The organism is Microcystis sp. MC19 (assembly GCF_003019735.1).
Taxonomy (GTDB): Bacteria; Cyanobacteriota; Cyanobacteriia; order Cyanobacteriales; family Microcystaceae; genus Microcystis.
This window is the reverse complement of sequence record NZ_CP020664.1, coordinates 242718-266555: the sequence shown is the minus strand read 5'-3', so window position 1 is coordinate 266555 and position 23838 is coordinate 242718. Positions and strand designations below refer to the sequence as shown.

General features: G+C 40.5%; 27 protein-coding genes. 11 read left to right on the top strand and 16 right to left on the bottom strand.

Annotated elements, in window-relative coordinates:
- Positions 1-89: 89 nt before the first annotated feature.
- The 3 genes from B5D77_RS01330 (at position 90) to B5D77_RS01320 (ending at position 6279) form a co-directional block, all read left to right on the top strand.
- Positions 90-728: a hypothetical protein gene (locus B5D77_RS01330; RefSeq protein WP_106908128.1), complete on the top strand. Its 639-nt coding sequence runs from the start codon at positions 90-92 to the stop codon at positions 726-728.
- Between the two features lie 161 nt (positions 729-889).
- Positions 890-4369: a hypothetical protein gene (locus B5D77_RS01325; RefSeq protein WP_106908127.1), complete on the top strand. Its 3480-nt coding sequence runs from the start codon at positions 890-892 to the stop codon at positions 4367-4369.
- 26 nt (positions 4370-4395) lie between these two features.
- A complete protein-coding gene (locus B5D77_RS01320) occupies positions 4396-6279 on the top strand; it encodes a GTPase domain-containing protein (protein WP_106908126.1) in 1884 nt (627 codons plus the stop codon).
- A 52-nt stretch (positions 6280-6331) separates the two neighbouring features.
- Here B5D77_RS01320 and B5D77_RS01315 read toward each other — a convergent pair whose 3' ends face one another.
- The 4 genes from B5D77_RS01315 to B5D77_RS01300 all read right to left on the bottom strand — a co-directional run bounded on the left by B5D77_RS01315 (position 6332) and on the right by B5D77_RS01300 (position 7413).
- Positions 6332-6490: a type II toxin-antitoxin system Phd/YefM family antitoxin gene (locus B5D77_RS01315; RefSeq protein WP_004159063.1), complete on the bottom strand. Its 159-nt coding sequence runs from the start codon at positions 6488-6490 to the stop codon at positions 6332-6334.
- Positions 6491-6654: 164 nt separating this feature from the next.
- Positions 6655-6924, bottom strand: coding sequence for a hypothetical protein (locus tag B5D77_RS01310; protein WP_002736772.1), 270 nt, complete (start codon positions 6922-6924; stop codon positions 6655-6657).
- A complete protein-coding gene (locus B5D77_RS27890; RefSeq protein WP_002762993.1) occupies positions 6872-7210 on the bottom strand; it encodes a hypothetical protein in 339 nt (112 codons plus the stop codon). Before B5D77_RS27890 ends, B5D77_RS01310 begins: the two co-directional genes overlap by 53 nt.
- 5 nt (positions 7211-7215) lie before the next feature.
- A complete protein-coding gene (locus B5D77_RS01300) occupies positions 7216-7413 on the bottom strand; it encodes a type II toxin-antitoxin system HicB family antitoxin (protein ID WP_002762992.1) in 198 nt (65 codons plus the stop codon).
- 324 nt (positions 7414-7737) lie between these two features.
- Between B5D77_RS01300 and B5D77_RS01295 the strand changes: the two genes are divergently transcribed.
- Complete coding sequence (locus B5D77_RS01295; RefSeq protein ID WP_002762990.1) at positions 7738-7986, top strand: hypothetical protein; 249 nt, start codon at positions 7738-7740, stop codon at positions 7984-7986.
- Between the two features lie 446 nt (positions 7987-8432).
- The gene (locus tag B5D77_RS01290; RefSeq protein ID WP_002736419.1) at positions 8433-8897 is read left to right on the top strand and encodes an SRPBCC family protein; all 465 of its coding nucleotides are present in this window, start codon (positions 8433-8435) and stop codon (positions 8895-8897) included.
- 73 nt (positions 8898-8970) lie between these two features.
- Here B5D77_RS01290 and B5D77_RS01285 read toward each other — a convergent pair whose 3' ends face one another.
- The gene (locus B5D77_RS01285; RefSeq protein WP_002742962.1) at positions 8971-9174 is read right to left on the bottom strand and encodes a hypothetical protein; all 204 of its coding nucleotides are present in this window, start codon (positions 9172-9174) and stop codon (positions 8971-8973) included.
- A gap of 70 nt (positions 9175-9244) precedes the next feature.
- Between B5D77_RS01285 and B5D77_RS01280 the strand changes: the two genes are divergently transcribed.
- From B5D77_RS01280 to B5D77_RS01270, 3 genes are all read left to right on the top strand, one after another.
- Positions 9245-9760: a DUF1499 domain-containing protein gene (locus B5D77_RS01280; RefSeq protein WP_012264253.1), complete on the top strand. Its 516-nt coding sequence runs from the start codon at positions 9245-9247 to the stop codon at positions 9758-9760.
- A gap of 37 nt (positions 9761-9797) precedes the next feature.
- A complete protein-coding gene (locus B5D77_RS01275; protein WP_002779848.1) occupies positions 9798-10295 on the top strand; it encodes a DUF427 domain-containing protein in 498 nt (165 codons plus the stop codon).
- A gap of 156 nt (positions 10296-10451) precedes the next feature.
- On the top strand, positions 10452-11333 hold the full coding sequence (locus tag B5D77_RS01270; protein WP_008201568.1) for a 4-hydroxybenzoate solanesyltransferase: 882 nt from the start codon (positions 10452-10454) through the stop codon (positions 11331-11333).
- A gap of 34 nt (positions 11334-11367) precedes the next feature.
- On the opposite strand, the gene B5D77_RS01265 is transcribed toward B5D77_RS01270, so the two are convergent.
- Complete coding sequence (locus B5D77_RS01265) at positions 11368-11934, bottom strand: hypothetical protein (RefSeq protein ID WP_106908125.1); 567 nt, start codon at positions 11932-11934, stop codon at positions 11368-11370.
- Positions 11935-12180: 246 nt separating this feature from the next.
- Here B5D77_RS01265 and B5D77_RS01260 point away from each other — a divergent pair, with 246 nt between their 5' ends.
- On the top strand, positions 12181-12420 hold the full coding sequence (locus B5D77_RS01260; RefSeq protein ID WP_016514583.1) for a DUF6737 family protein: 240 nt from the start codon (positions 12181-12183) through the stop codon (positions 12418-12420).
- Here B5D77_RS01260 and B5D77_RS01255 read toward each other — a convergent pair.
- The 8 genes from B5D77_RS01255 to B5D77_RS01220 form a co-directional block, all read right to left on the bottom strand.
- Entirely contained in the window at positions 12385-14685 is a 2301-nt protein-coding gene (locus tag B5D77_RS01255; protein WP_106908124.1) for an ATP-dependent helicase, read from the bottom strand. The two genes, B5D77_RS01260 and B5D77_RS01255, sit on opposite strands and share 36 nt — an antisense overlap.
- A 208-nt stretch (positions 14686-14893) precedes the next feature.
- The gene (tilS, locus tag B5D77_RS01250) at positions 14894-15868 is read right to left on the bottom strand and encodes a tRNA lysidine(34) synthetase TilS (protein ID WP_106908123.1); all 975 of its coding nucleotides are present in this window, start codon (positions 15866-15868) and stop codon (positions 14894-14896) included.
- An 83-nt stretch (positions 15869-15951) separates the two neighbouring features.
- Positions 15952-16185, bottom strand: a complete 234-nt coding sequence (locus B5D77_RS01245; protein ID WP_159036927.1) for a hypothetical protein — start codon at positions 16183-16185, stop codon at positions 15952-15954.
- A complete protein-coding gene (hemF, locus tag B5D77_RS01240; protein ID WP_106908122.1) occupies positions 16173-17195 on the bottom strand; it encodes an oxygen-dependent coproporphyrinogen oxidase in 1023 nt (340 codons plus the stop codon). Before hemF ends, B5D77_RS01245 begins: the two co-directional genes overlap by 13 nt.
- Before the next feature lie 193 nt (positions 17196-17388).
- Positions 17389-18177 (bottom strand): ion transporter, encoded by a 789-nt coding sequence (locus tag B5D77_RS01235; RefSeq protein WP_106908121.1) that lies wholly within the window; start codon positions 18175-18177, stop codon positions 17389-17391.
- Positions 18178-18263: 86 nt separating this feature from the next.
- On the bottom strand, positions 18264-19181 hold the full coding sequence (locus B5D77_RS01230; RefSeq protein ID WP_008201585.1) for an NAD(+) kinase: 918 nt from the start codon (positions 19179-19181) through the stop codon (positions 18264-18266).
- A 23-nt stretch (positions 19182-19204) separates the two neighbouring features.
- Entirely contained in the window at positions 19205-20182 is a 978-nt protein-coding gene (locus B5D77_RS01225; RefSeq protein ID WP_008201587.1) for an SDR family oxidoreductase, read from the bottom strand.
- Between the two features lie 61 nt (positions 20183-20243).
- Positions 20244-21134 carry an LD-carboxypeptidase gene (locus B5D77_RS01220; protein ID WP_106908120.1) on the bottom strand — a complete coding sequence of 297 codons (891 nt, stop codon included), beginning with the start codon at positions 21132-21134 and terminating at the stop codon, positions 20244-20246.
- A gap of 58 nt (positions 21135-21192) precedes the next feature.
- Here B5D77_RS01220 and B5D77_RS01215 point away from each other — a divergent pair, with 58 nt between their 5' ends.
- Positions 21193-21993: an Rpn family recombination-promoting nuclease/putative transposase gene (locus B5D77_RS01215; RefSeq protein ID WP_106908119.1), complete on the top strand. Its 801-nt coding sequence runs from the start codon at positions 21193-21195 to the stop codon at positions 21991-21993.
- A gap of 273 nt (positions 21994-22266) precedes the next feature.
- Positions 22267-22467, top strand: a complete 201-nt coding sequence (locus tag B5D77_RS01210) for a hypothetical protein (RefSeq protein WP_039899996.1) — start codon at positions 22267-22269, stop codon at positions 22465-22467.
- A gap of 17 nt (positions 22468-22484) precedes the next feature.
- On the opposite strand, the gene B5D77_RS01205 is transcribed toward B5D77_RS01210, so the two are convergent.
- Both B5D77_RS01205 and folP read right to left on the bottom strand, forming a co-directional pair.
- Positions 22485-22943 carry a cupin domain-containing protein gene (locus B5D77_RS01205; RefSeq protein WP_008201594.1) on the bottom strand — a complete coding sequence of 153 codons (459 nt, stop codon included), beginning with the start codon at positions 22941-22943 and terminating at the stop codon, positions 22485-22487.
- A 48-nt stretch (positions 22944-22991) separates the two neighbouring features.
- Entirely contained in the window at positions 22992-23834 is an 843-nt protein-coding gene (gene folP / locus B5D77_RS01200; RefSeq protein ID WP_106908118.1) for a dihydropteroate synthase, read from the bottom strand.
- Between the last annotated feature and the right edge of the window lie 4 nt (positions 23835-23838).

Sequence of the window (23838 nt, the reverse complement as noted above, 5' to 3'; positions counted from 1 at the left end):
TAAATATGCTAGGATTGGGGTAATTTATCTGGATCAAGTTATTCCCTAGCCTAAATAAATACTCATTCCTCCACTGACAAGATATCATCATGGATCTACCAGCCTTTGATCATAACCTTCATCAGTCCGATACTACCCACACTTTACATACTCATGCGGATTCGTCGCTGGATTTGCACAACCAGCAAGATTTGTTAAACGACCCTAATTTGGGAGTTCACCACGATCCCTTTGTCCCATCTAATATCAGCATTTATGAGCCTCATCATATCCATAATGCTTTTGAGCATCAGGGTTTAGCAGATTATCAACCCCATCACGCTAATGGTTTATTAGACCATCAATATTCTCAAGTTGATCATCCTTCTCATTTTGATCAAGGTTTTGAGAACCAGCACTTAGCAGATTATCACCCTCATCATGCTAACAGTTTCCCAGACCATCAATATTCCCACGCAGATCATACTTCCCATTGGGATCATCTTTCACAGCGATCTGGTTCTGAGACGGCTTCTGAGTTATTAAGTAAAGCCAATGAACTGGAGAAAAAAGCTAACGATAGTTTAAGTAGTTCTCAGAGTCACAGTAAAGAAGCCGATTGGCATCGTGAGCATAAAAACCAGTCAGATGCCTCTAGTCATGGGAAAGAAGCCCAAAATGCGATGGCTGAATCTGAGAAATATCAGGCGGAAGCTCAAAAGTTAAGGGAACAGGCGAAAAAAGTCTAGAGGGTTATTATGAAAGGTAGCTTTTAGACTGTCGCATTAGAGAGCAAAAACCTTGACTTTTACCTTCTTTCTGATAGCCCAGGACAGGATTTTTCTGTATTACTGGGGTTGACTAAGACTAAATTAAAGTTACAAAAAACCATTATGGAGGATTTAGAAATATGTCTTGGATGTATGGCTTAAGCTTATTAGCATCAAGCGGTATTAATGCTTGGTCAGCATCAGAAAATCGTAAATCTTCTGAAAGTATCAGTCGGCTAAATCGGGATTCTTCCGAAGAAATTGCTCGATTAAGTAGAAAGCATTCCGCAGAATTGCAATATAATCAATTAAAATTTTCCGTATTGCAACAAAGAGAAAATCAAGAATTTCAAAGAGAATTAGCTGAACTTAACCACGAAAGAGCGAAGGAAATTGAGGCTTTTCGGGCGCAGGTTAACTTTGCGATTAATCAAAAAAATCTGGATTTTCAAAAATGGCGTTTTGAGCAGGAAAAGAAGATTCAGTATGATATTTTGCAGTTACAGCAAGATTTTCAGCGTGATTTGACCCAAATTCAGCATCAAAATGCTTTAATCCAAATGCGGGAAAGGCTTAGGGAAGATAAATCGCCTATTCATAATCCAGCTTTTGATATATTGGAAAATTCTTTTGCCCATCGGGTGATGCCTTTACAGGTGTTAATTTCACCGCCGCAACTAAATTATGATCCCAAAACAGGAAAACCCTATATTTCTGGCGTTGAAGATACTTTAGCGGAAGAAATTCATCAGTTTCTTCGCCAGGGTTATGCTGGTAATCAAAAATGGCCTGTTCAATTCTTAAATGGAAATTGGATTTCTAATAGCCAGGGTGGAAATGCGGCTTTATTATCTCTGCATTCACAGTTGAAAAACATTCCTGTTTTAATCTTGGATACAAAAATTCCCTTCGACGAACTAAATTTCAGTGTGGGATATTGGTTTAGTGGTGATGTTTCCTTTACTCGCTCTTCCATTTTATCGAGTCAATCCGTTTCTCATTTGCTTCATGAATCTGCTAAAAAAAGAGCCTTGAAATGGGAAGAAAAACGAGAAAAAATCAAGGCTAGTGGTAAAGATGAAGCATATATTAAGGCTTTAGGGAAGGTCGATGAGGAAAATTTACAGATTTATTACCAAGAGTTAGCAGAAATTGCTGAGTTAAAACAAATTGGTGTTATCGATTTACCCATTCGCAAGGAATACAAAATCACCGAAGAAGACTACAAAACATTTTATCGATATTTGGCGGTATGGCATTGTTTAGCGATCGGGCTTTATGCTGACATTCTCTTTTTGGGTAATTCTTGGGAAAATACTCCTTTATTGCCTAGTTTAATTCCTTATCTGTTAGAAAAATATCGGGATAACCCTCTGTTAACTTCGGAGTTTTGGCAGGAAGCCATTTCCAGCATTGTGAAGGTTTACGGAGAGTTCTATAATAGTTTGAGGTCGGATTTTGCCTATTGTGGCCATGAAATTCGGATGGAGTTAGCATTATCTTTGGCTAATTTACCAAGCGAGTATCGGTGTTTGGCTTTAGAGCAAGGTAATAAGGCTTTTTCAGATTGGTTACGAGCTAATGATGCGCCTTCGGACAAGGTTTTTGATCTCGACAATGACGCTGATTGTCAGCTTTTGAAACGGATTATTTATCAAGAAGATAAGCCGTTTTTGGAGTCTTTAAAGTTATTGTTAGATAAAGTTAAGGATGTCGATAGGATTGATGGAAGTCAAAGCGCAGGGGTTAAGAGTCTTATAGCTGGTTGGGAGTTTTTGGATAGGTTAGGTATTATTTCAAATGTATCAATGATGGAGTTCGAGAAATCACCAAAGATTACAGATCCAAATCCTAAAAAATGTGATAACATTAGTGAGACAGACATCAAAAATCAAAATTCTTCCAAAGGAGAACCAACCATGAACAACAACAATGAAAACCAACAAGCCACTGAAATTCTAAAGAGTTTACAAAGACTTTTTTCAGATCGTCCAGAAGTTTTGAGACTATTAGATCCTACAAATTTAGATCCTGACAGAGTTGCTGGGGAAGTTATTCTGGAAAACTATAGAAATCAGGAAGGATTTGCTTCTCCCGTCAATTTTTATGTGACAGGGAAAACGAGAGCAGGTAAAACCTCTCTGGGTAATACTATATTCGATGGGAAACAGACAGCGATGAAAAGCACTGGCCATCGGGACTGTACTTTTGATTTGGGATCTTTTCAGTCTGCTAATAATTTAAGATATTTTGATTTGCCTGGTGCTGGCTCTAAAGAGGAATTTGAAAACATCAATCGTGCTATTCTGTGTCTTGCTCAAATACAACCAAAAAGAGGCAGAAATCCTATTGTTACCGAATTTGTGTTATCTGATTATACTGACTTTACAAAGACTCAAACGCCTAAGCAGAAAACCATATCTGTAGATGAATGGCAATCAAACAAAAATCAACTAATATACGGGTCTGATGTTATTTTATATGTTATTGCTCCCCACGAAGGACTGGGACGTGATGATGAAAATTATATGTACGATTTACTATCTGCACAAAAAGAGAAACGGGGTTCAAGCAATGTTGTATTTGCCTTGAACTTACATTTGACTAAAAATGGTGAGCCTAAATATACAAAACCAAATGTTGATGATGCCTATAAAACAATTACGGACATCTATAATGAGGTATTTCCTAATCATCCTACCAAACCTGTAATTATTGAAATAAACTCACTCACAGGACTTGGTGCAGATAAAATTGCAGAAGAAATCTGTAAGCTACTTCCTGCGGATAAACTCGGAAAAATGGAGGATGTTCTGGGTGATAAGTTAAAAGAAAAGGCAAGAATGGTAAGAAGTAAAAAGTTTCGTGAAGCCCTAATTTATATCGCTAGTCGTTTGGCGACTTTTAAGGTAGATCAATCCTTTGATAACAGCAGTGATATTGTATTGGGTTCTTATGCAGCAGTATATAGCTATTCTTCAAGAGTTTTCAAAAAAGAAGTTTCTAATGGAGAAAATGCCTATGGAGTCGTTTCTGATTTTGCTGGTCAAACAAAAGAATCTCGCACTGAAAATATTACCATCAAAGAGCCAATTCTTGAATCAATAGAACGTTTTCGTACTATATCTGAGCCTGTATTTGGTAATGTTGAAGAAGTAAACCAAATCATTGTAGAAAATGAAGAAATAGTCGAAACAAAAAGAGGTGGTTTTTTGGGGGGACTTGATCAAAAAATTCGTGGCTCTCGTGTAGATAAAGTAAAGCAGCCAAAAGTTATAGAAGTAAAAACTACAAGGTATCAGCAAATAGGCACAAAACACACAGAGGTAAGTGATGGTTATCAGACAGCCGTAACAGGCTATAATGACAAAATAGTCGGATTGAAGCATTTAAAGGGAGGCTATGACATCATCAAAGGTATTCTAGCAATCGGTTTGGGAATTGAAAGTTTACCAGACGAAAATACTGGTAATTTTAATCATATTTATGAAGCCGGTGAAAAAGAAGTCAATCTTAAGATTGGCAATTTAAAATCGAGAGTTGAGCAGGTTATTAATAATTCCGACTCGAAAAAAGCTGAAAATGAGATTATATCAATTCTCAGAAAAGCACTACTTTAAACAACCTGTTAGGAGGTATAAATAAAATGAATATTCATCAACTTAATAAACCATCTCTTGCGGAGATAAGAGCCAATTTAATTACTGAACAACTTAAAAATTTACCTCCTAATTCTAGTTACATTAATATATATGTAACGGGTAGATCTGCGAGCGGTAAAACGACTCTTGGTAACCGGTTAATTGGTGAAAATTATTTTCTTTCGACAGGAAGGCAAAATACCACACAGGTTGTTAATTTAATTGACTTCTCTGGTGGTTTTAGATTTTTTGATCTACCCGGCGTAGATGGTGGTGGAAGACAAGAAGGTGGGCGATTAGAAAATTATAACCGAGCCGCATTAGGACTAAAACAAGTTCCTAGTTACCCGAATATTGATGAGATTACTGTCGCTATTTACAGAAAAAATAGCCTTCCACAAGAGCATACATATAAATTAAATGATTTTGAAAAACTCCCTTTTAAGCCAGATATAGTATTTTATTTAATAGATCCGAAGAAAGGCTTGTCTAGATCTGAAGAAGACTATGTGATAGATTTAATTGAATCAGGGCATAATGTTATGTATATTTTAAATGTATGGATAGACAAATATCATAAACCATTGGCAACTGGGCAAAATTTTGAAGATACAGAGAAAAGCATCAAAGATATTTATTTTGATCTCCAGAAGAAGAAAGAGCCAGTTATTGTTAGGATAAATTGCCAAACGGGTCAAGGAATTGATAGTTTACTTCAACAAGCTTCTTTATCTTTAGGCGATGCTAGAGGCTTAGTATTTAAACAAATTATTTTGGCACAGCATCAAAAAGCACCACAAGTTTATATTGATTTAATTAAACAAGAATTAAGTAAAATTTTTGCTGATGTTGCTTATTACGAGCCTAAAAGTTATGATGATGCTAAGGAAAAAATGAAAAACACCAGTCGATTATTATGGGATTATTTGGCTTCTTTTTCACTGCATGAGCAAGAAGATTCTCCAAATTCAAATTTTCAAAGAATCATTGATTCTTATTCAGATTTTGAAAAAATTATTAATACACTTATCAAAACAGTTATTAATAGTGTCAAGACAGATCACTATACACCTGTGGCTGTTTCTGTCCCTTTTTGTGAAGTCATTTATGAAGACGTACAATTGTACGGCAACAAAACAGAGATAGTAGATGATTTGGATAATCCAATCTATGAAACGAAGCGAGTTACGACAGATCCAGGCATTTGGGGGGGGATTGGGAATAAACTACAGGGAAAAGAGTGGGAGAATGTGTATTATAAAGAAGAATTTACTGGTAAATTTAGACAGAAACAAATTAATAAAAAAGTTCGTATTGGAACAAAAAAAGAATTTTCAGATATTGAGATATGGTGGGATTTAATTGGTTTAAAAAAATATTCTTACAGTGTTTATAAACCCTTCGGATTATATGGTGTTTGTTTTTTGAAATGTTTGTGTTTAGCGATGGTCAATAGTAATTTTCAAGACACAAGTCAGTTTAAAAAATATATTTACTCTTACTATTTGTACTTAAAAGTGCTGACTAAAGGAGAGAAAATTGGACAAATAATAAATAATATAAATTTAATTCTTGATCAGAAATATTTTGACCTACCTGCAACAGCAATATTCGTTGAAAATTCCCAAGTATCACCAAAATTAAGATTACTTTTATCTTTTTATAAGGAATTAACTACAAGAATACTTTTTGAGTTAAACAACTTTAAAGCTTTAGCCATTAGGATTGTATTTTGTGTTAAAGAGACTTTTTTAGAAGGTGATAACGAGCAGCAGATTGACTCTTTTGGAATTCAGTGTCGTAAATTAATAGCTTGCTATAGTAAATTTGTTTTGCTTTTTTCTTGGGAATTATACAAGTTTTTGCGAGGTAAATTTACAGATTCATGACAAACTATCAAACAAAAATTAAAATCAAAGTTCCTTTAGATGTTGCTGAAACTTAGAGGAGATATAACGTTTCTTGTACCGATTTCCAATCCCCTTCAGATAGCAAAACTGCATTACCATCGCATCCCTCAATAATAATGGGTTCGTGGGAAACAGTCACTGAATCAATCAAATCCTGCAACTTTTGTTGAGCCTCATTAACTGGGATCATAAATCCTCTTAATTGTTTTCTACCAGCGCCGAAAGAAAATCCTCCGATAATCCTAGCGCCAATTACCCAAACCTGACTCCATTCGTAACTATCTCGGTGCTTACCCTAACGGCACTGGTAAGGCGATATTCTGACTTCATTCCAAACGACAAGTTTAAACAAATCTAAGCGCTTTCCTCACTAGATAATCGTCCTTCAATCGGTTCGTATTCATCTTCCAAGAGCCAGAGTTGAGCCTCTTCATAATCTGGAAACGCCTTGACGAGACGGTACTTTTCAGCAGGATCAAAAACATAACACCCCCTCGCCTTATCGATCAACACTAGCAGGATATAGGGAGGGGACTGCATGGAATCCACCCAAACTTCTAGGAAGCGCCAATTATCCTTCACTAGGTCGGGTTCGAGGAATTGCGTGATATTCGTTGTTTGCATTAATCTTAACCTCGCCGTAGAATAAAGAAGACTTTAAACCATCTGGGCTGATACGACAACCAATCGCTTCGGCAAAGAATAGCCCATAGCGCTCATAGTTTCGAACATTGCCCGTGTATTCACCCCTTTCCATGATAGCCTGAATAACTCGTAGCATTGTATCTTCATCTTTAAACACATGAATAGCTCGTCCTCGTAACAGTAATCTCCGTGATTGTGGAGTATTCGGTAGATGTTTAGAAATATGCTTAGTGTCAAGAAAAATCTCGCGATTAATTCCGCTCATAATGGTTAGACTTCAACGTCTCTAATAATTGCTGGAATCGGCAGGCCGTCTTCCGCTAAAGCCGCAATATAACCGGCAATCGCCTCTTTTATATTAATCAAGGCTTCTTCTTTCGTTTTTCCCTGACTAACACAGCCCTTGAGACTTGGACACTCCACAATCCAATAGCCATCTTCGTCTCGATATACAATGACTTGCCTCATTTTCCCACTCGCTCTTTAAGAAGTGTTAATAATTACCCCTAATCATAGCAAGCAACTCAGCGAAATTTATTTACCGTTCCCACATTAGCCTTCCCCCCAACGTCATCTCTAGATTTAGCCCCGGCGCTGGAGAATACTTACACTAGCGGCACTGGTTTTTCGCAACCAAAGTAAATTACAGATATTAAATTGAGAGTAACTAAACTTGACAATCAGTTTAACAATGCGCTAGAGTAACTGAAACTTCTAGACTGTAACGCTGGCTGAAGGGAAGCTATTAATTTCGACTAAATTTCTTTATTACTAAACTAAAAAAATATAATTATGACAAACTATCAAACAGAAATCCTAATCAAAGTTCCTTTAGATGTTGCTGAAACTTATTGGAATGCAACGGAAGAAGAGCGTCAAAAAATAGCAGAAAAAATCGCTTTTTATGTTCAATCTTCAAATTTATCTAGAAAAGAATCTCTGGACAAATTATATAAAACGATGGATACTATTGGACAAAAAGCACAAGAGAGAGGATTAACCCTTGAAATTTTAGAATCTCTCTTAAATGAAGATGACTAGACGCTTTGTTCTCGATACCAATGTTATTATCAGTTAATATTGAGAGTTTACGCCAACGTTTTCGAGAATTTGTCAAGCTAGTGAAAAAGTGAGCTTGAGAGCAGTTATCTTAATGCTGAGGTAGGAAGTTTTCGTTTTGGGGAGTCGATCGCCGGTCGTCCATAGCAAATTAGGTTACACTTTATCTTGATGAGAAAGGCTATAAACAAGACTATGTTAAGAAATGTAACCAAGGCCGAAACCCTTACTGTTGCCTTGTCTAAACAGTGAACTTTATTTTTGTCCGACTACCGATAATTCTCAGCCAGCAATTTAAGTAGGGAGGCACAATTATTTGTAGGATGGGTTAGCGGTAGCGTAACCCATGCAGGCGTTGGGTTTCATGCTTCAACCCAACCTACGTTCATCTTATATTTAATTCCACCCACCCACTTATAAGCAGATCAATGTCATCTTGTCAAGTATTTGAACAATCAATTCAGATTAAAGCTAGTGCCACGACGGTGGAGCGTTGTATCACGGATTTAGAGTTAATGCGTCGTTGGTTGAATCCGGTGTTAGTTTGTGAACCTATCGGCGATTGGAAGACCGATATCGGTGGGAGAAGTCGTTTTTTGATTCAAATCCCCCTAATTCAGCCAACGCTGAAAAGTACGGTGATTGAGAGAGAACCGGGGTTAATTGTCTGGCAATTTGAAGGCTTTTTTCGCGGATGCGATCGCTGGGAATGTCAACCCAATGATGACGGCACTTGTTTAATCAATCGTTTTGAGTTTGCGATTCCTAATCCAGTTGTGGGGTGGGGATTCCAGCAATTCGCCGCCAAATGGACTAAAAAGGATATGGAAGCGCAATTAAGACGCTTAAAAAGAGTAGCTGAGGAAATTTATCTACTTTCAGCAACAAGTTAAGCTGATGGGGTGGTAAGCGGGGGGTTTTGGGGATGGGAGAATACCCTCACCCCCAACAGCTAACCCCTGATCCCTAATCGATCGAGATCGACTGGGGACCGTTGCCGTTATCCTGATTATTGTCGTTAAAACTGACTAATCCCTGCTCTTCTAACCATTTTTTGAGGGGATCGTCCGAAAGTTTCAAGCGCAGTAATCCAGAGGCAAAACCACCGAAAAAAGCGATCGGTTGTTGAATCAGTTCTTTAACAACGGGTTGTAATTCATCGAGAAACATCTTATTCTATCTCCTGATATTGTCACACCTATCAATGTTAAGTTAATTGAAGTGATTCTGTAAGACTAGCATGACTGAAACTCCCAACACGGTAAAAAAATCTTTCCGGCTAACCCCGTTTATTTTCCTGGGAATACTGCTCATCTGGCTAGGAATTAGGTTAATTGCTCCCGATAGCGTCAGTTTATTCGCTGGTACTCGTCCCGATTATTTGGGAGTCAGGGAAGGTAAACTGGCTCCTTGTCCGGTCACTCCTAATTGTGTTAGTAGTCAGAGTCAGGATCAGGCTCATGCGATCGAACCCCTTAGTTATCAGGGTAGCGGTGAAAAAGCGATCGAGCAATTAGCTAAAATTATCGCCTCCCAACCGAGAACTAAAATTATTAACCAAGATAGTAACTATCTCTACGCCGAATTTAGCAGTCAATGGATGGGATTTGTCGATGATGTGGAATTTTCTCTTAATCCTAGCAAAAATGCGATCGATGTTCGCTCGGCCTCCCGGTTAGGAGAATCGGATTTAAATGTCAATCGAGAACGAGTGGAAACCCTGAGAAAACTCTTTTCAGTGATCAGTAATCAGTAAACAGTGAACTGACTCGGAGAATACGATAAGAAAAATTATGTTTCGTCCCCAACCGATACCAGCAAAAGCAGGACAGGAATCCGTCTGGGATTATCCTCGTCCCCCGCGCCTAGAATTATCGCCTAAACACCTAAAAATCATCTTTAATGGGGTGATAATTGCCGATACTAAAAGCAGTTATCGAGTTCTAGAAACCAGTCATCCTCCAGTTTATTATCTACCGCCCCAAGATATTAAAATGGAATACCTGCAAGCCACAGCAGAAAAGTCTTTTTGTGAGTGGAAAGGTCTAGCGGGATATTACAATATCACCGTTGGGGATCAACAGGCAATTAACGTCGCTTGGTATTATCCGGATCCAACACCAGAGTTTCAAGCAATTAAGAATTATCTGGCCTTTTATCCTGCCAAAATGACCGCTTGTTATGCCGACGGGGAATTAGTACAACCGCAACCGGGCAACTTTTATGGGGGATGGATAACCTCCGATGTGGTTGGTCCGTTTAAAGGCGTTCCCAATAGTTGGGGCTGGTAATCACGTTAAGTCCTTTGGGCATTATGCTACTTGTCAGAAGGGGCAAAAGTCAAAAGGCAAAAGGCAGGAGGCAGCTTTTTTCTTCCCACTTCCCACTTCATAATTTATAATTCATAATTCCCCTTAACTCCTAGTTTCTACTTTTTACGAGAAATTATGACTATATCCCAACCCGATCTAGAACCCACTTGGATGACGATTATTCGCCTCTTGCGCTGGGATAAACCCGCCGGTAGGTTAATTTTGATGATTCCCGCTTTATGGGCGGTATTTTTGGCGGCAGACGGGGTGCCACCGCTACCCTTGATCGGGGTGATCGTTTTGGGAACTTTGGCTACTAGCGCCGCCGGCTGTGTGGTTAACGATCTTTGGGATCGGGATATTGATCCACAGGTTGATCGCACTCGTAACCGTCCTTTAGCGGCCAGAGCTTTATCGATCAAGGTTGGTTTGATTATCGCTCTGATTGCTTTCTTTTGCGCCGCAATTTTAGCTTTATATCTCAATTTCCTGAGTTTTTGCCTATGTGTGGCCGCCGTTCCCTTGATTATCTGCTATCCCCTCGCCAAGCGTTTTTTTCCTGTACCCCAATTGGTTCTTTCTCTCGCTTGGGGTTTTGCGGTTTTAATCTGTTGGAGTGCCGTCACTGGGTCGTTAAATAGTAATACATTTATATTATGGGGAGCGGTGATTTTTTGGACATTGGCATTTGATACAATTTATGCTCTGTCCGATCGAGAGGATGATCTCAAGGTTGGTATTAACTCTAGTGCCATATTTTTCGGCAAATACGCCCCGGAAGCCGTGGGGGTCTTTTTTGCCCTAACAGTAGGTTTATTGGCTTGGGAGGGGCAAAAAATGCAGTTATCAGCCTCTTTTTGGCTAGGGTTGGGTCTAGCGGCGATCGCTTGGTTGCGTCAATACCGGCTGTTACGTCAATCGGATTTACCCAAACCAGTTTATGGTCAAATGTTCGGTCAAAATGTTTGGGTCGGTTTTATTTTATTAGCGGCTATGATTGCGGGGAGTTTGTATTAAAACTCCCCCGAAAATGTCCCTAGAGTCAGTTTGTCTATTCTGACTCTAATAATCCCATTACCTTAGCTGATGCGGGTTCACCAGTCATCAAAGCTACCCGTCTTTGAAAATTTTTTTCCACAGCAATGCAGGTATTTAAGGGATTTAAAATACCCTTTCTGATTTCCCTTTCCCAAGAATAATTTCTTTCTCGGTGTTTAAATCTTGATAATTGCTGGGTGAAAACAGTAACCACTTGATAAATGATTTTTAAATCGTAAAGAGAGTCAATTTGAGAAATTTTAACCGCTAAAGCCCGAAATTGACGGGATATTTCTTGGGCTTGCTCTTGACTACAGCCATGGTCACGATGATAATAATTAACTACTTCTGCCATGTACTGAGCGTGTTTAGCGGCATTTTGAATGCTATGTTGAGCATTTTCCACGGGAGCAAGAAATCGATCTAATAATAGCTGTTGGGCGTAGGCATCGCGAAGGGACGAATTAGAGATTACTTGTAATTCGGCCATTCTTTCTTCATGTTTACGGCGATTTTCGGCATAAATCTCCGTCAGAATAGTATCTAACAGCTTGGGAATCGGATAAAAGACATCAATCATAGGAAAATTTAGCTTAGTTTGTCTAGAGATAAGAAAATCTATTGATAAGTAGGTAGGCACAATTATTTGTAGGATGGGTTAGCGGTAGCGTAACCCATGCGGGCGTTGGGTTTCATGCTTCAACCCAACCTACGTTCATTTTATATTTAATTCCACCCACCTACTTAGAATTTCCCAAAATTATAGCAGTGATCTGAATAGTCAGGTACGATAAAATCAAGTTAGTAAATTACCGCCCCTTAACCAATGTCTAACTCGAAATCTAGTAGCGTTTGGGACCACAAACCCCGTTGGTGTCAACCTTGGTCCATTCTGTTGACAGGAATTACCCTGATTGCTGGGTGTTGGTTTTTAACCCAGCGTCTCTGGTTAACTCTACTCCTATCTATTCCCATACTCCTGTGGTGGTTTGTCTTCCTAATTCTTTATCCGCGGACGCTGCAGCAACAGTTAAACACAGAAAGAATCGGGGAAAGCATTGATTAAAACAGGAAAGACAGGACAGGGATTTTTATCCTGTAATTGACTACTTTCGTCTCCGCGAAAAGTGTTCCAACGGAAGGGAGCTTTTTTTTCACTCGACATCCATAAAAGTCTTTTTGCTCGTGTCATCGCTACATACAAAAGTCGGTATTCTTCAGCTTTTTTAAGTTGTCCAGCTTCTAACCAAGCACTTAAAGGTGGGGGAATAATTGGTATGCTGTCGGGGTTTAAATAGCGTTGATGAACCGCTGCTCGAATTTGCGCCCGGGCCACTTCTGCGAGGGTAAAATCTCCCAAAAATTTCGCCCCATTGGGAACCCAAGGTTTGCCAGGAATAATATCTTCGTGAAGAAAGGGAATAAAAACATAATCCCAGTCTAAACCCTTGGCTTTGTGCATAGTAATAATTGTCAGTTGTCCGGGACGAGTATAACAATCGTCGTTATCTTCTTCCACTCCTTCAAAGCGCTCAGAAGCGATAATTTCATTAAGGGTGTTAATTGTATTTTTCAGAGAACTATTACCAGCAGTTTCCTGATAAATACGGGCGGTTAATTTTTGCAATGTGGCTAATTCTGACCCTGAATATTGGAGAGTCATAGCGAAAAAAGACAGGAGTTGATAATGGGGTAATTCCAATCTAGCTTTTAGTAAACTGCAGCAATAACGACGGGCGATTTTTTCGTTAGATTTGAGTTCGGGATCGAGGGGAGTGGGATAGAGAAATTGTTCGGGATAGGTAACTAAAGGATTTAAGTCTTGGGCAGTAATTAAACCCCTCAATTGTAGCACTTCTAAGGCCGCTTTGAGATAATCGGGAGAGTGGGGACGTTCGACAAAAGCTAATAGTTTCAGCATTTCGGCGGGAATTTGGGAAAAGCGATCAATCTCGTTAGCTTCAAAAATTCTGATTTGATAACTTTTGTAAAAATGGGCAAATTTTTGAGCAAAAAAGTGTCCCTGTCGATTTTCTCTAACGAGGATAGCCCCATTATGTTGAGGGTTTTCTTGGAGTAATTTAACTAGACGTTTTTCAATTAATTCCACTGTTTGATAAATATCATCAGGTTGATAAATTTCTAATCCTTTTCCCTCCTTGACTGGATTAGGTTGGGGATCTTCAGCGCTGACGGGAAGAATCGCTTGAACCCGAAAAGGAGCCTCGGTAACTTTATGATTATCTTTTCCCTGTTTCCAATCTCGATCGACCCATTGTAACACTAAATTAGCAGCTTCAATAATTTTAGTATTGCTGCGACCTGCTTGGTTCATAGTCGATAAATTGCCTTCGCTTTGACAACTTTCACAAAACCAATTAAAGTAAACAGGATCGGCGGGGGTAAAGGTAGAATTAATGGCTTGATTGGGATCGCCGACGCGAATTAAATTAGGTATTTCCCCGTCATTATTTTTTGCTAAAATAGTAATTAATTTTTCTTGGAGAGGACTAGAATCCTGTGCCTCATCTTCAAAAACTCCAAAGACAGATTTTTGCCATTGTCGGCGAATTTTTTCTTCATCTAATACCTGTAAGGCTCCTAAAATCATGTCATCATAATCTATATAGTTTTTCTGACGCATCAGGATTTCATACTGTTGGTACAAACCACTAGCCATAGCGAGAATTTGATAATTATCGTCGCTATAGTGGCTTAATTCCCAGACTTGCTGCGGTGATAATCCCGAACTTTTTAGCTCATGAATGGCCGTATAGGCAAGACTAGGTAAAATTTCGGTTCTCAGCACCGATTGACGGCGTAATCTTTCTGTTTCTTCCCCATCAAATTCCACTCCTTCTAATAACTTTTGATAACGAATTGGATCGGCAATTAGCCATTTTTCCACCGAGTTTCTAATAATTCTGTGGCTAGGAGTCGGAATAACTAATGTAGAAGATTCGAGGTCTAATCCCGATAATTCTGGGTAACGACGGGCTAATTGTAGGGCCAGTCCGTGCAGAGTTTGGACGCTGAAACCTTGAGCAGAAAGTTGTAAATCTTGCAAGCGTTGTTTAATTTTAGCTTTAATACTAGCGGCAGCCGAGCGGGTGTAGGTGACAATAATTAACTGTTTTTTAGCATGAAGTTGCTCACGAGCAATAACCATGGCGGCAGCTACGGCCAAACTGTGGGATTTTCCCGCTCCCGGCACCGCAGAAATGGCCATTTTTCCCCCTTGCCAATCGGCTAATTCCTGTTGTCCGGCTCGCAGTTGTTGCCGGAGATTTACCAGTAAATTTTCTCGATTAATTACTTTAGTTTCGCTCATTATGCCCCGCCAATTTTATTTTTAGTTTAATTGTATTACTATTTTAGTTTATCCTTAAACTAATTGCTGTAAAAGTTAGCTAGAGATAACTAGAATGGGGAGATGGGGCTTTTCAGTGAACAGTAATCAGTAATCAGTGAAAAGAAAGTAGCGAATTTTTCCCCTAACACTGTCCACTTAAAACTGTAATCTGATAACTGATAACTGATCACTGATAACTGATATATAGCCAATTTTGTTGTACTTCTACCCGGATTTTGCCAGTTAAGGAAGAAGTGGCATCGCGATTAACACCAGTAATGAGATTAACCACTGACTCAACTTCGGCAAAATTAGGCGATGAGGGTAAATATTGAGCCAAAAATAAACGAATCACTCGTCTTTGTATCGCTAGAGGTAGAATTTGTAAAGGGGAGCGTTCGAGTCTTTGTTGATCTAGATCGATAACCTGACGAAAAATATCCCGGGCAATACTATCTAAATAATCGCTTTCTGCTTCCAAAATTTCAGCAGTTTGGGCGAGATGTTTTTCAATTTGGGGATTTAAATTAGTTTGCAGGTAGGGTAATAATTCCCGACGGATGCGATTGCGAGCATAGCGTAAATTCTCATTAGCTTGATCGTACCAGATCGGTAATTCTCGACTTTGACAAAAAGCGAAAGTTTCCTCGCGAGTGACATTTAAGAGGGGACGGACTAAAAAAATATCCGGGGTTAAACTTGTCCACCAAGTTAAGGCAGAAAGTCCATCACTACCGGCTCCGCGCGTGAGATTATAAAGAAAAGTTTCCGCTCGATCGCTCCTCGTGTGTGCCGTGAGAAGATAATCAAAACCCTGTTCTTGGGCGATTGTTTGTAAAGCTTGATAACGCCATTGTCGGGCCTTGGCTTCCGTTTCCGCCATGGGGGGTGCGGTGGCAATATAAACGGGTAATTGCCAAATTTCGGCGATTTTCTGCACATGAGCCACTAATCCTCGGTCGCAAGACCAACGGTGATCACAGTGAGCGATCGCCAAGTGCCAACCCCAACGAGAGCGCAAATCCAGCAATAATTGACCCAAACAGAGGGAATCCTGACCTGCCGATAATGCCACTAACAGAGACGCATTTTTAGGTAGTAATTGTCCCTTTTTCACCGTGGTTTCCAGACGAGTATGGAGAGGTGTCCAAAAATTAGCCAAAATTTTTAGATTTATTTACTTGACAAATGACAGATAACTAGAACGGGAGAAGGAATTATGAATTATGAATTATGAATTATGAATTATGAATTATGAATTGGGAAGAATAAATAAAAGCAATCTTCTGATAACTGATAACTGATAACTGATAACTGATAACTGATAACTGATAACTGGTAACTGATAACTGATAACTGATAACTGATAACTGATAACTGATAACTGATAACTGATAACTGATAACTGATAACTGATAACTGATAACTGATAACTGATAACTGATAACTGATAACTGATAACTGATTTAACCTTGCCAATTAACCCAATCTTGGGGTTTTAGGAAGACATCATAGAGTTTTGCTTCTGGGGTATTTGGTGCTGGTTGATAACAGTATTCCCAACGGACTAAAGGAGGTAAAGACATCAAAATTGATTCGGTACGACCGTTAGTTTGCAACCCAAAAATTGTGCCACGATCATAAACTAAATTAAATTCTACATAACGACCGCGACGATAGAGTTGAAACTGACGTTCTCTGTCACCGTATTCCGTCGAGTGCCGTTTCTGGACAATGGGAACATAAGCGGGTAGAAAAGCTCGGCCACAGTCATTAATAAAACTAAAAATTTCTTCCCAGTTGCGGGGTTGTTGGGGAGATAATTTTTCTGAATAGATAGCGGCATCACTTTCGGCAAAAGGACCCCGATAGAGAGGGTCTAAACCGTCTTGGTAATCAAAGAAAATCCCGCCGATGCCTCTAGCTTCCTGACGATGATTGAGATAAAAATATTCATCACACCAGCGTTTAAAAACGGGATAATATTCGGGATGATGTTGGTCGCAAACCTGTTTAAAAGTGCGGTGAAAATGACTAGCATCTTCTTCAAAAGCATAGTAGGGAGTTAAATCAGCGCCACCGCCAAACCACCAAACCGGACCTGCTTCAAAATAGCGATAATTGAGGTGAACCGTGGGAATATAAGGATTGCGAGGATGCAAAACCATCGAGGTTCCCGTGGCGTAAAATTGATGACCGGCAGCCTCGGGCCGTTGTTTGGCAATGCTAGGGGGTAATTCTTTCCCCCAAACTTCCGAAAAATTCACCCCTGCTTGTTCAAAAATTGCCCCTTCCCGCAAAACTCGCGAACGTCCGCCACCACCTTCGGGCCGTTGCCAACTATCTTCGATAAATTTTGCTTGTCCATCCACTTCTTCTAATCCCTGACAAATTTCATCCTGTAGGGATTTCATAAATTCACTGACGCGGCTACGGCTGTCACTGGCGGGTAAATTGGCAAGGGTGGGGGTTGTGGTGAATGCAGTCATACTTAAGGATCAAAGTTGATAACTCAGTGATTATATTACTACTGGGTGATGAAACGGCCGCTCTTCGATACTTAACTTAACATTTAGACGGATTGGGGGTTGGGAAGTGGGGAAGTGGGGAAGTGGGGAAGCGGGGAGAATAAATAAAAATAATCTCCTGACGACCGGCTCCTGAATTTCGCCAGAATTACTCTCAATCAGGTTTTTTTAAGAGTTTTGCGCCACAGTTTTTACAAAAGTTGGCATCTATATCGTGACGGGGTAAACCACAATCTGGACAAGGATAATCAATTTGAGTGCCAGATTTTAATATTTGTTTAGTCAGAGTGCTAATTTGCAAGGGAATTAACAAAACTCCCGTTAAAATCATTAAAACTGTCACCATTTTGCCCCCATCAGAAAGGGGAGTTACATCCCCAAATCCCACGGTAGTCATAGTGACAACGGCGAAGTAAAAAGCATCAAAAAATGTCCGATAGACTTGGGGATTAATCGGGTGTTCGATCTGATAAATTAAACCCGCATAGACAAAAATAATCGAAAATAGAGTTAGTAATATGCGAGTAAATACTATCTGATCGGAAGTTTTAATCCTAAAAATAGAAAGGTCGGAACCAAAAAACCGAATCACTCGCAAAATTCTAAACCAGCGAAAAATTCTAAAGAATCTAATATCAAAAAAACCAAAAAATAGGGGTAGAATTGATAATAAATCTAGGATGGAAAAAATATTAAAAATAAAGCCTAGTTTTGATTCCGCACACCAAAACCGAATTAAATACTCTAGGGAAAATAAGCTTAAAATTCCCCAATCAAGCTGACGTAACCACAGTTGCCAAGTGGCGGATAAGGGATAGGTTTGAGCCACATAAATCCCCAAAGATAGTAAAATTAATGCCAAGATAAGCAGATTTACCGTCAGTCCGATCGCCGTGGTGACATCCTCTAAATAAAAAGCTATCTTGGCACGAAAAGAGAGCATAAATTCAGCTATCAGTAAACAGTAACCAGCAATCAATGAACTGAAAGCTCACATCTGATAACTGATAACTGATAACTGATAACTGATTAAGGTAATTCCACCGAAGTTGGTTTAGCAATATGAGGTAAACCCCAACCCAATTTTTCCCGGAGGATACGGAAGAATTCCGTCGATTGCAGACGAATAAAATGAGCTTGGTGGGGCGATTTCTGCACATTAATTCGATCTTCTGGCAAGATATAAGAACCGCCATTACCGTCCACTACCATCACCATGCGGTTAGCAGTTGCTGGGAAAATATTCACAGTTTCCTTGTCAGAAAATACCAAGGATCTGGAAGCTAAAGAATGGGGACAAATGGGGGCTAATTGTAATACCGGCACATCGGGAGTTATTACCGGGCCACCGGCGCTGAGAGCATAGGCAGTAGAACCGGTGGGAGTGGAGAGAATCACCCCATCGGCAGCGATATCGACGGGTGCGTGTTCACCAATTTGAATCTCAAAATGACACATACTGGTGAGGGGTTCCCGGTGGACGACCACCTCATTGAGAGAAAGTGCCTCCCAGAGGAGGGTATCTTCGCGAAACAGTCGTACCGTGATCATCGAGCGATTTTCGATGGTGTATTTCCCCTCTAAAACCAGTTCTAAGGCTGGTTCTAGCTGATTTAGGTAAATTTCGGTCAAAAAGCCCATGTGTCCCGTATTGACCGTTAACAGGGGCAAATTGAGGGTGGCCAACTGCCGGGCCGCCGATAGGACTGTACCATCGCCCCCCAACACGATCGCAAAACTTAAATCTTGCTCGAAGTGGGGGGGGACTAACTGATCGATCGGGGTAAAACAAACTGGGCGAGAGGGTTTAGAATGGCCTAGTAGGCCACCGCTGCCGGTAGCCATAAACACCTGCCAACCTAGGGAAAGTAGCTGATCTTGTATCTGATGGGCTGTTTTACAAGCGATAGGCTTAATATCGTTGTAAATAATGCCGATTTTGGGCATTGACAAATTTTCCTACTGCTGAATCACGCTTTCTTTTTGAAAGGGGTTTTTTTCTTCTTCTGAGCTTTTTGTTTCTCGAAGTCGATTTCCTTGAGCTTCTTGAGAATGCGGCTAAAGTATTCTTGTAAATAGGATTCTAAAGTAGTTGTTTGACTCGGATCAAGGCCAAATACTTGATAAACTTCTTTCATTGGAGCATCAAGAGCCTGACCACTAGCGAGAACTTCCGCAAAAGCTAGTCGGTCGGATATATTATAGGTCCATTGGAAACAACGGGTTATTCCTCGCATAAAACGCAGTAATCCCATGGGTAAACGCCAAATTTTCCCCTCTTTACCCGATAGGCGCTCGCAAACTTCGATAATTTCTTCAGCTTTCCACGCTTTGCTGCCCACCACGGGATAGGATTGACCGACGGTTTCGGGGACTTCTAGGGCGCGAACGGCGAATTTAGCGATATCTTGGGTGTCCATGTAGGCGATCGCTGTACTTTCCCCCGTGATCCAGACGGTTTGATTATCTAACATCGGGATGGCGTATTGACCGATTAAACCCTGCATAAAGCCACAGGGACGGAGAATTGTATATTTTAAACCCGATTCTGCCAGAAATTTCTCGGTACAGCGTTTTATCTCCATTAAAGGCACATTGGGATATTTTTCGGCATTGAGAATCGAAAAGAAAATAAAGCGATCGACTCCGGCAGTTTTGGCCGCTTGAATCAGATTAACTTTACCATCCCAATCCACCTGTTTAATGCTGGCTGAGTCCGTCGCCCGGGCAGTAGCGGCATCGATTACCGCATCCATTCCCTCTAAAGCGGTAATAATGGTACTCTTATCCCGCAGGGTTCCCCCGACTAATTCCGCGCCCCATTCCTTCAAAAAAGCGGCTTTTCTCTGACTGCGGACCAAACAACGCACTTGATGTCCCTGATCGATGGCATGACGCACGATCTGTCGCCCTAGGGTTCCCGTGGCACCGACAACTAATACTTTCATCTATAATTAATTTTTTGTTACATTTGTTAACACTTCTCTAAGATAGTATCAAAAAAGTGGATCATTCTGGATAGAAAAATTCTAAGATTCCCCGATCCCCGTCCAGTTCTACCATTGTTCCCACCGGTAAAGCGGCATTATCGCCATCATGACCGAAAGGTAACTCAGCAATAACCGCAATGCCTAAATCGCCCAAACGCTCTTTTAAGACTTCCTCCACGGTTTGACTATCACTGCCGGGGGCTGCCAGACAACGGCTAAAACGACCGAGGGCAATGCCTTTAATTTGGGAGAAAATGCCCAGCATTCGCCACTGAGTTAACATTCGATCGATCCGGTAGGGGGCCTCGGTTACGTCCTCTAGGGCTAAAATTACCCCCTCTAGGGTGGGTTGAACCGAGGTTCCGAGGAGATGGGTGGCTACGGTTAAATTAGCCGGTAATAAGCGTCCCCGCACTTTGCCCCCACCCCAACCTTGACCGATAAGAGGGGCTAAAGGACGACCTTCCAGAAGATAAAAGAGGCGATCAATTGATTGGGGACTTTCTTGGGCTAAGGTGGTTAAAACTGGACCGTGAACGCTACAAATGCCTTGTTTCGCTAAACTCCATAAAATCCCCGTCACGTCGGAAAAACCGATTAACCATTTCGGGTTAGTTTTTGCCCATGTCCAATTTTCTAAGAGGCGAGCGCTACCGTAACCCCCCCTAGCGCAGAGAATTGCTTGACAATCGGGATCTTGCCATGCTTGGGCTAAAGCTTGACGACGTTGCTCGTCGCTACCGGCGAGATAACCGAGACGATTCGACCAATTATCGCTAAATTCCACTTGATAACCCCTCGATCGCCAGATTTCTACGCCTTTTTCTAGGGCGGCTAATTCCTTGACGGCGCCACTGGTGGCCACCAGAGAAACTTTAGCGCCGGGTTGCAGAAACGATGGGATGATCATAGGTTAATTCTCTTTTGTTGGCGGATTAAGCGGAAATTACAGGTAATTTTGTGACAGCATGAAAACTGACAGCATATTCTATCGAATGTTTCTCGATTTTCCCGATTCGTTCTTTGAATTAATTGAGCGACCCGATGCTATGGTTAGCAATTATCGATTTACTTCCCAAGAAGTCAAACAACTAGCTTTTCGATTGGATGGTTTATTTTTGCCGCTCGATAATCTGGAAAATTTGCCCTTTTATCTGGTAGAAGTGCAGTTTCAAAAGGATGAAGACCTATATTATCGATTATTTTCGGAACTTTTCTTGTATCTTAGACAGTATAAACCTTTATCATCCTGGCAGATAGTTGTTATTTATCCTAGTCGAGAAATTGAGCGAGAACATCCCCAGCAATTTGCAGATTTGTTATCCTTGGACAGGATTAAAAGAATCTATCTGGATGAAGTGGCTAATGATGAGATTCCTTCCTTAGCGATCGCCCTGATCAAATTGGTTACGGAAAGTGAGAGTCAAGCTGTTAATTCTGCTAAGATTTTAATTAAACAGGCTCAAAGAGAATTGAGCGATCGCTTAGTGCAGAGAAATGTCATTGATTTAATCGAAACGATCATCATTTATAAGTTACCCCAAAAAAGTCGAGAGGAAATTGAAGCTATGTTGGAACTACAAGACCTAAAACAAACTCGTTTCTATCAAGAAGCTTTTGGAGATGGTATTGAACAGGGAATAAACTTGCAAAAATTGAAAACAATTCCTCTGCTGCAAGACCTCGGTTTAACCCCGCAACAAATCTCGGAACGCTTAGACTTGACTCTGGAAACAGTGCTTAACTATTTGGCACAACAGCAACAATAATCAATCCCGTTTCAACAGTCTAGAAAAGCATCAATAGTAGTGAATTAGTGACCTTTAAGCTATCAGGGATAACTCGATGAATAACGACTTATTGACTTTCTTCTTTTGTGTTGCTTTTCTCATTCTCTATCTAGTTTTTTCAGCTTTAACCGAGATGGGAACAAAATGGCCTTGGACAAAAAAATAAGAGAAATACTTATAAAGGTTGATAAACATAAAATCGGGTCAGGGATTCGGTCATTGGAAAAATTCTATTCGCTCTACTGATAAAGTATGAAACTAATCGCTGATATTTCTCCCAGTTTGGATTTATTCTTGTTGCTTTTTTTCTGGCATTGTCTCATCGGTGGCATTGCTACAGTCATCGCTATCAATAAAGGCTATCCAAGATTAAATTGGCTAATCTTTGGACTTCTGGGAGGAACCTTTACCTTTTTTATCGCTCTTTTTCTGAAAAAAAAGCCCAAAATTTAAGGGATGGCATTGCTTGATTATCCCTTAATAGTTCCCATCAACACCTCTAAATCTTCTGCGTCTAACTCCTCTGGGATGCCATTACGAATTAATTCCGAAAAATCCTCATTGGGAACCATAAAACATAGTGCATAAAGTCTTCCGTCCCCCACATTTCTAATCTCGTGAATACCCGTGGGACGGACTAATAAACTATCCCCTGGACTTAGGGGAATCGGTTTACCATCACAGATAGCCATTCCCTCCCCTTTGAGGATAAAAAACATTTCTACGGCAAAATGATGACGATGGGTAGGGGTACAACCGTGGGGATCGAAAATTTCCACACAGACGGTCAAGGAATCCCCCGCTACGGTAGAATCGAAGACGATCGCTAAACGATTTGTATCCCCAGCGCTAATGCGAAAAACTTGATAATCCCGGGGAGATCGAATCACGGGTAACATACAATGATCGCTGGTTAGTTGGCTATTCATCGCTAATTTCGATCGAAGTGTGGATGATTTTAAGACTAGCAAAAATTTTCAACTTCGCTCGATTGCGTCCACCACTTTACTCACATCTATGATCGCAGCCACATCATGGACGCGCAGGATATCGGCCCCCTTAGCGATCGCTATAGCACAAGCCGCCGCCGTTCCGAAAACTCGTTCTTTTGGGTCATCTTTGCCTGTAATCTCGCCGATAAAGCGTTTTCTCGACAATCCAATTAAAATAGGTAAATCTAAATCCCGAAATTGCCCTAATTCTCGCAATAACTCAAGATTTTGTCTCCCAGTTTTGGCGAAACCAATCCCCGGATCGATGATAATATTTTCCCTAGCAATGCCCCAGTGTACAGCTTCCTTAACGCGATTCTGTAAAAATTCTTTAATTTCCTTGACTAAATCCTCATAATGTGTTAAAGATTGCATGGTTTGCGGATTGCCCCGCAGGTGCATGAGGATGATGGGAACGGCCAATTTAGCCACCGTGGGCAATAATAGGCGATCGAAGGTTCCCCCAGAAATATCATTGATCAAATCGGCCCCGGCGGCGATACCTTGGGCTGCCACGATCGCCCTAGTGGTATCGAGAGAGATAGGAATAGAACTTTGTTGTCGAATAGCGGTGATTACGGGGATAACTCGCGATAATTCTGCTTCTAGGCTAATTTCTTCGGCTCCCGGACGGGTGGATTGACCACCGATATCGATTATATCAGCCCCGGCCTCGATCATTTTCATCGCCTGTAGCAGGGCATTTTCAACATTGTCAAATTCTCCCCCATCACTAAAACTATCGGGAGTAACATTCAAAACACCCATGATATAGGTGCGTTTTCCCCAAGCAAAAATATGTTCACGAATTGCCATTAAATTAGACATAATA

Excerpts from the sequence above, each read along its gene's own strand:
- hemF (WP_106908122.1), bottom strand. The coding sequence starts at position 17,195 with ATGACTGCATTCACCACAACCCCCACCCTTGCCAATTTACCCGCCAGT.
- B5D77_RS01230 (WP_008201585.1), bottom strand. The coding sequence starts at position 19,181 with ATGCCCAAAATCGGCATTATTTACAACGATATTAAGCCTATCGCTTGT.
- B5D77_RS01270 (WP_008201568.1), top strand. The coding sequence starts at position 10,452 with ATGACTATATCCCAACCCGATCTAGAACCCACTTGGATGACGATTATT.
- B5D77_RS01275 (WP_002779848.1), top strand. The coding sequence starts at position 9,798 with ATGTTTCGTCCCCAACCGATACCAGCAAAAGCAGGACAGGAATCCGTC.
- B5D77_RS01320 (WP_106908126.1), top strand. The coding sequence starts at position 4,396 with ATGAATATTCATCAACTTAATAAACCATCTCTTGCGGAGATAAGAGCC.
- B5D77_RS01330 (WP_106908128.1), top strand. The coding sequence starts at position 90 with ATGGATCTACCAGCCTTTGATCATAACCTTCATCAGTCCGATACTACC.
- B5D77_RS01235 (WP_106908121.1), bottom strand. The coding sequence starts at position 18,177 with ATGCTCTCTTTTCGTGCCAAGATAGCTTTTTATTTAGAGGATGTCACC.
- B5D77_RS01290 (WP_002736419.1), top strand. The coding sequence starts at position 8,433 with ATGTCATCTTGTCAAGTATTTGAACAATCAATTCAGATTAAAGCTAGT.
- B5D77_RS01220 (WP_106908120.1), bottom strand. The coding sequence starts at position 21,134 with ATGATCATCCCATCGTTTCTGCAACCCGGCGCTAAAGTTTCTCTGGTG.
- B5D77_RS01225 (WP_008201587.1), bottom strand. The coding sequence starts at position 20,182 with ATGAAAGTATTAGTTGTCGGTGCCACGGGAACCCTAGGGCGACAGATC.
- B5D77_RS01300 (WP_002762992.1), bottom strand. The coding sequence starts at position 7,413 with ATGAGGCAAGTCATTGTATATCGAGACGAAGATGGCTATTGGATTGTG.
- B5D77_RS01260 (WP_016514583.1), top strand. The coding sequence starts at position 12,181 with ATGTCTAACTCGAAATCTAGTAGCGTTTGGGACCACAAACCCCGTTGG.
- B5D77_RS01310 (WP_002736772.1), bottom strand. The coding sequence starts at position 6,924 with ATGCAAACAACGAATATCACGCAATTCCTCGAACCCGACCTAGTGAAG.
- B5D77_RS01215 (WP_106908119.1), top strand. The coding sequence starts at position 21,193 with ATGAAAACTGACAGCATATTCTATCGAATGTTTCTCGATTTTCCCGAT.
- B5D77_RS27890 (WP_002762993.1), bottom strand. The coding sequence starts at position 7,210 with ATGAGCGGAATTAATCGCGAGATTTTTCTTGACACTAAGCATATTTCT.
- B5D77_RS01285 (WP_002742962.1), bottom strand. The coding sequence starts at position 9,174 with ATGTTTCTCGATGAATTACAACCCGTTGTTAAAGAACTGATTCAACAA.
- B5D77_RS01315 (WP_004159063.1), bottom strand. The coding sequence starts at position 6,490 with ATGATCCCAGTTAATGAGGCTCAACAAAAGTTGCAGGATTTGATTGAT.
- B5D77_RS01205 (WP_008201594.1), bottom strand. The coding sequence starts at position 22,943 with ATGAATAGCCAACTAACCAGCGATCATTGTATGTTACCCGTGATTCGA.
- B5D77_RS01325 (WP_106908127.1), top strand. The coding sequence starts at position 890 with ATGTCTTGGATGTATGGCTTAAGCTTATTAGCATCAAGCGGTATTAAT.
- B5D77_RS01295 (WP_002762990.1), top strand. The coding sequence starts at position 7,738 with ATGACAAACTATCAAACAGAAATCCTAATCAAAGTTCCTTTAGATGTT.
- B5D77_RS01280 (WP_012264253.1), top strand. The coding sequence starts at position 9,245 with ATGACTGAAACTCCCAACACGGTAAAAAAATCTTTCCGGCTAACCCCG.
- B5D77_RS01255 (WP_106908124.1), bottom strand. The coding sequence starts at position 14,685 with ATGAGCGAAACTAAAGTAATTAATCGAGAAAATTTACTGGTAAATCTC.
- B5D77_RS01210 (WP_039899996.1), top strand. The coding sequence starts at position 22,267 with ATGAAACTAATCGCTGATATTTCTCCCAGTTTGGATTTATTCTTGTTG.
- folP (WP_106908118.1), bottom strand. The coding sequence starts at position 23,834 with ATGTCTAATTTAATGGCAATTCGTGAACATATTTTTGCTTGGGGAAAA.
- B5D77_RS01265 (WP_106908125.1), bottom strand. The coding sequence starts at position 11,934 with ATGATTGATGTCTTTTATCCGATTCCCAAGCTGTTAGATACTATTCTG.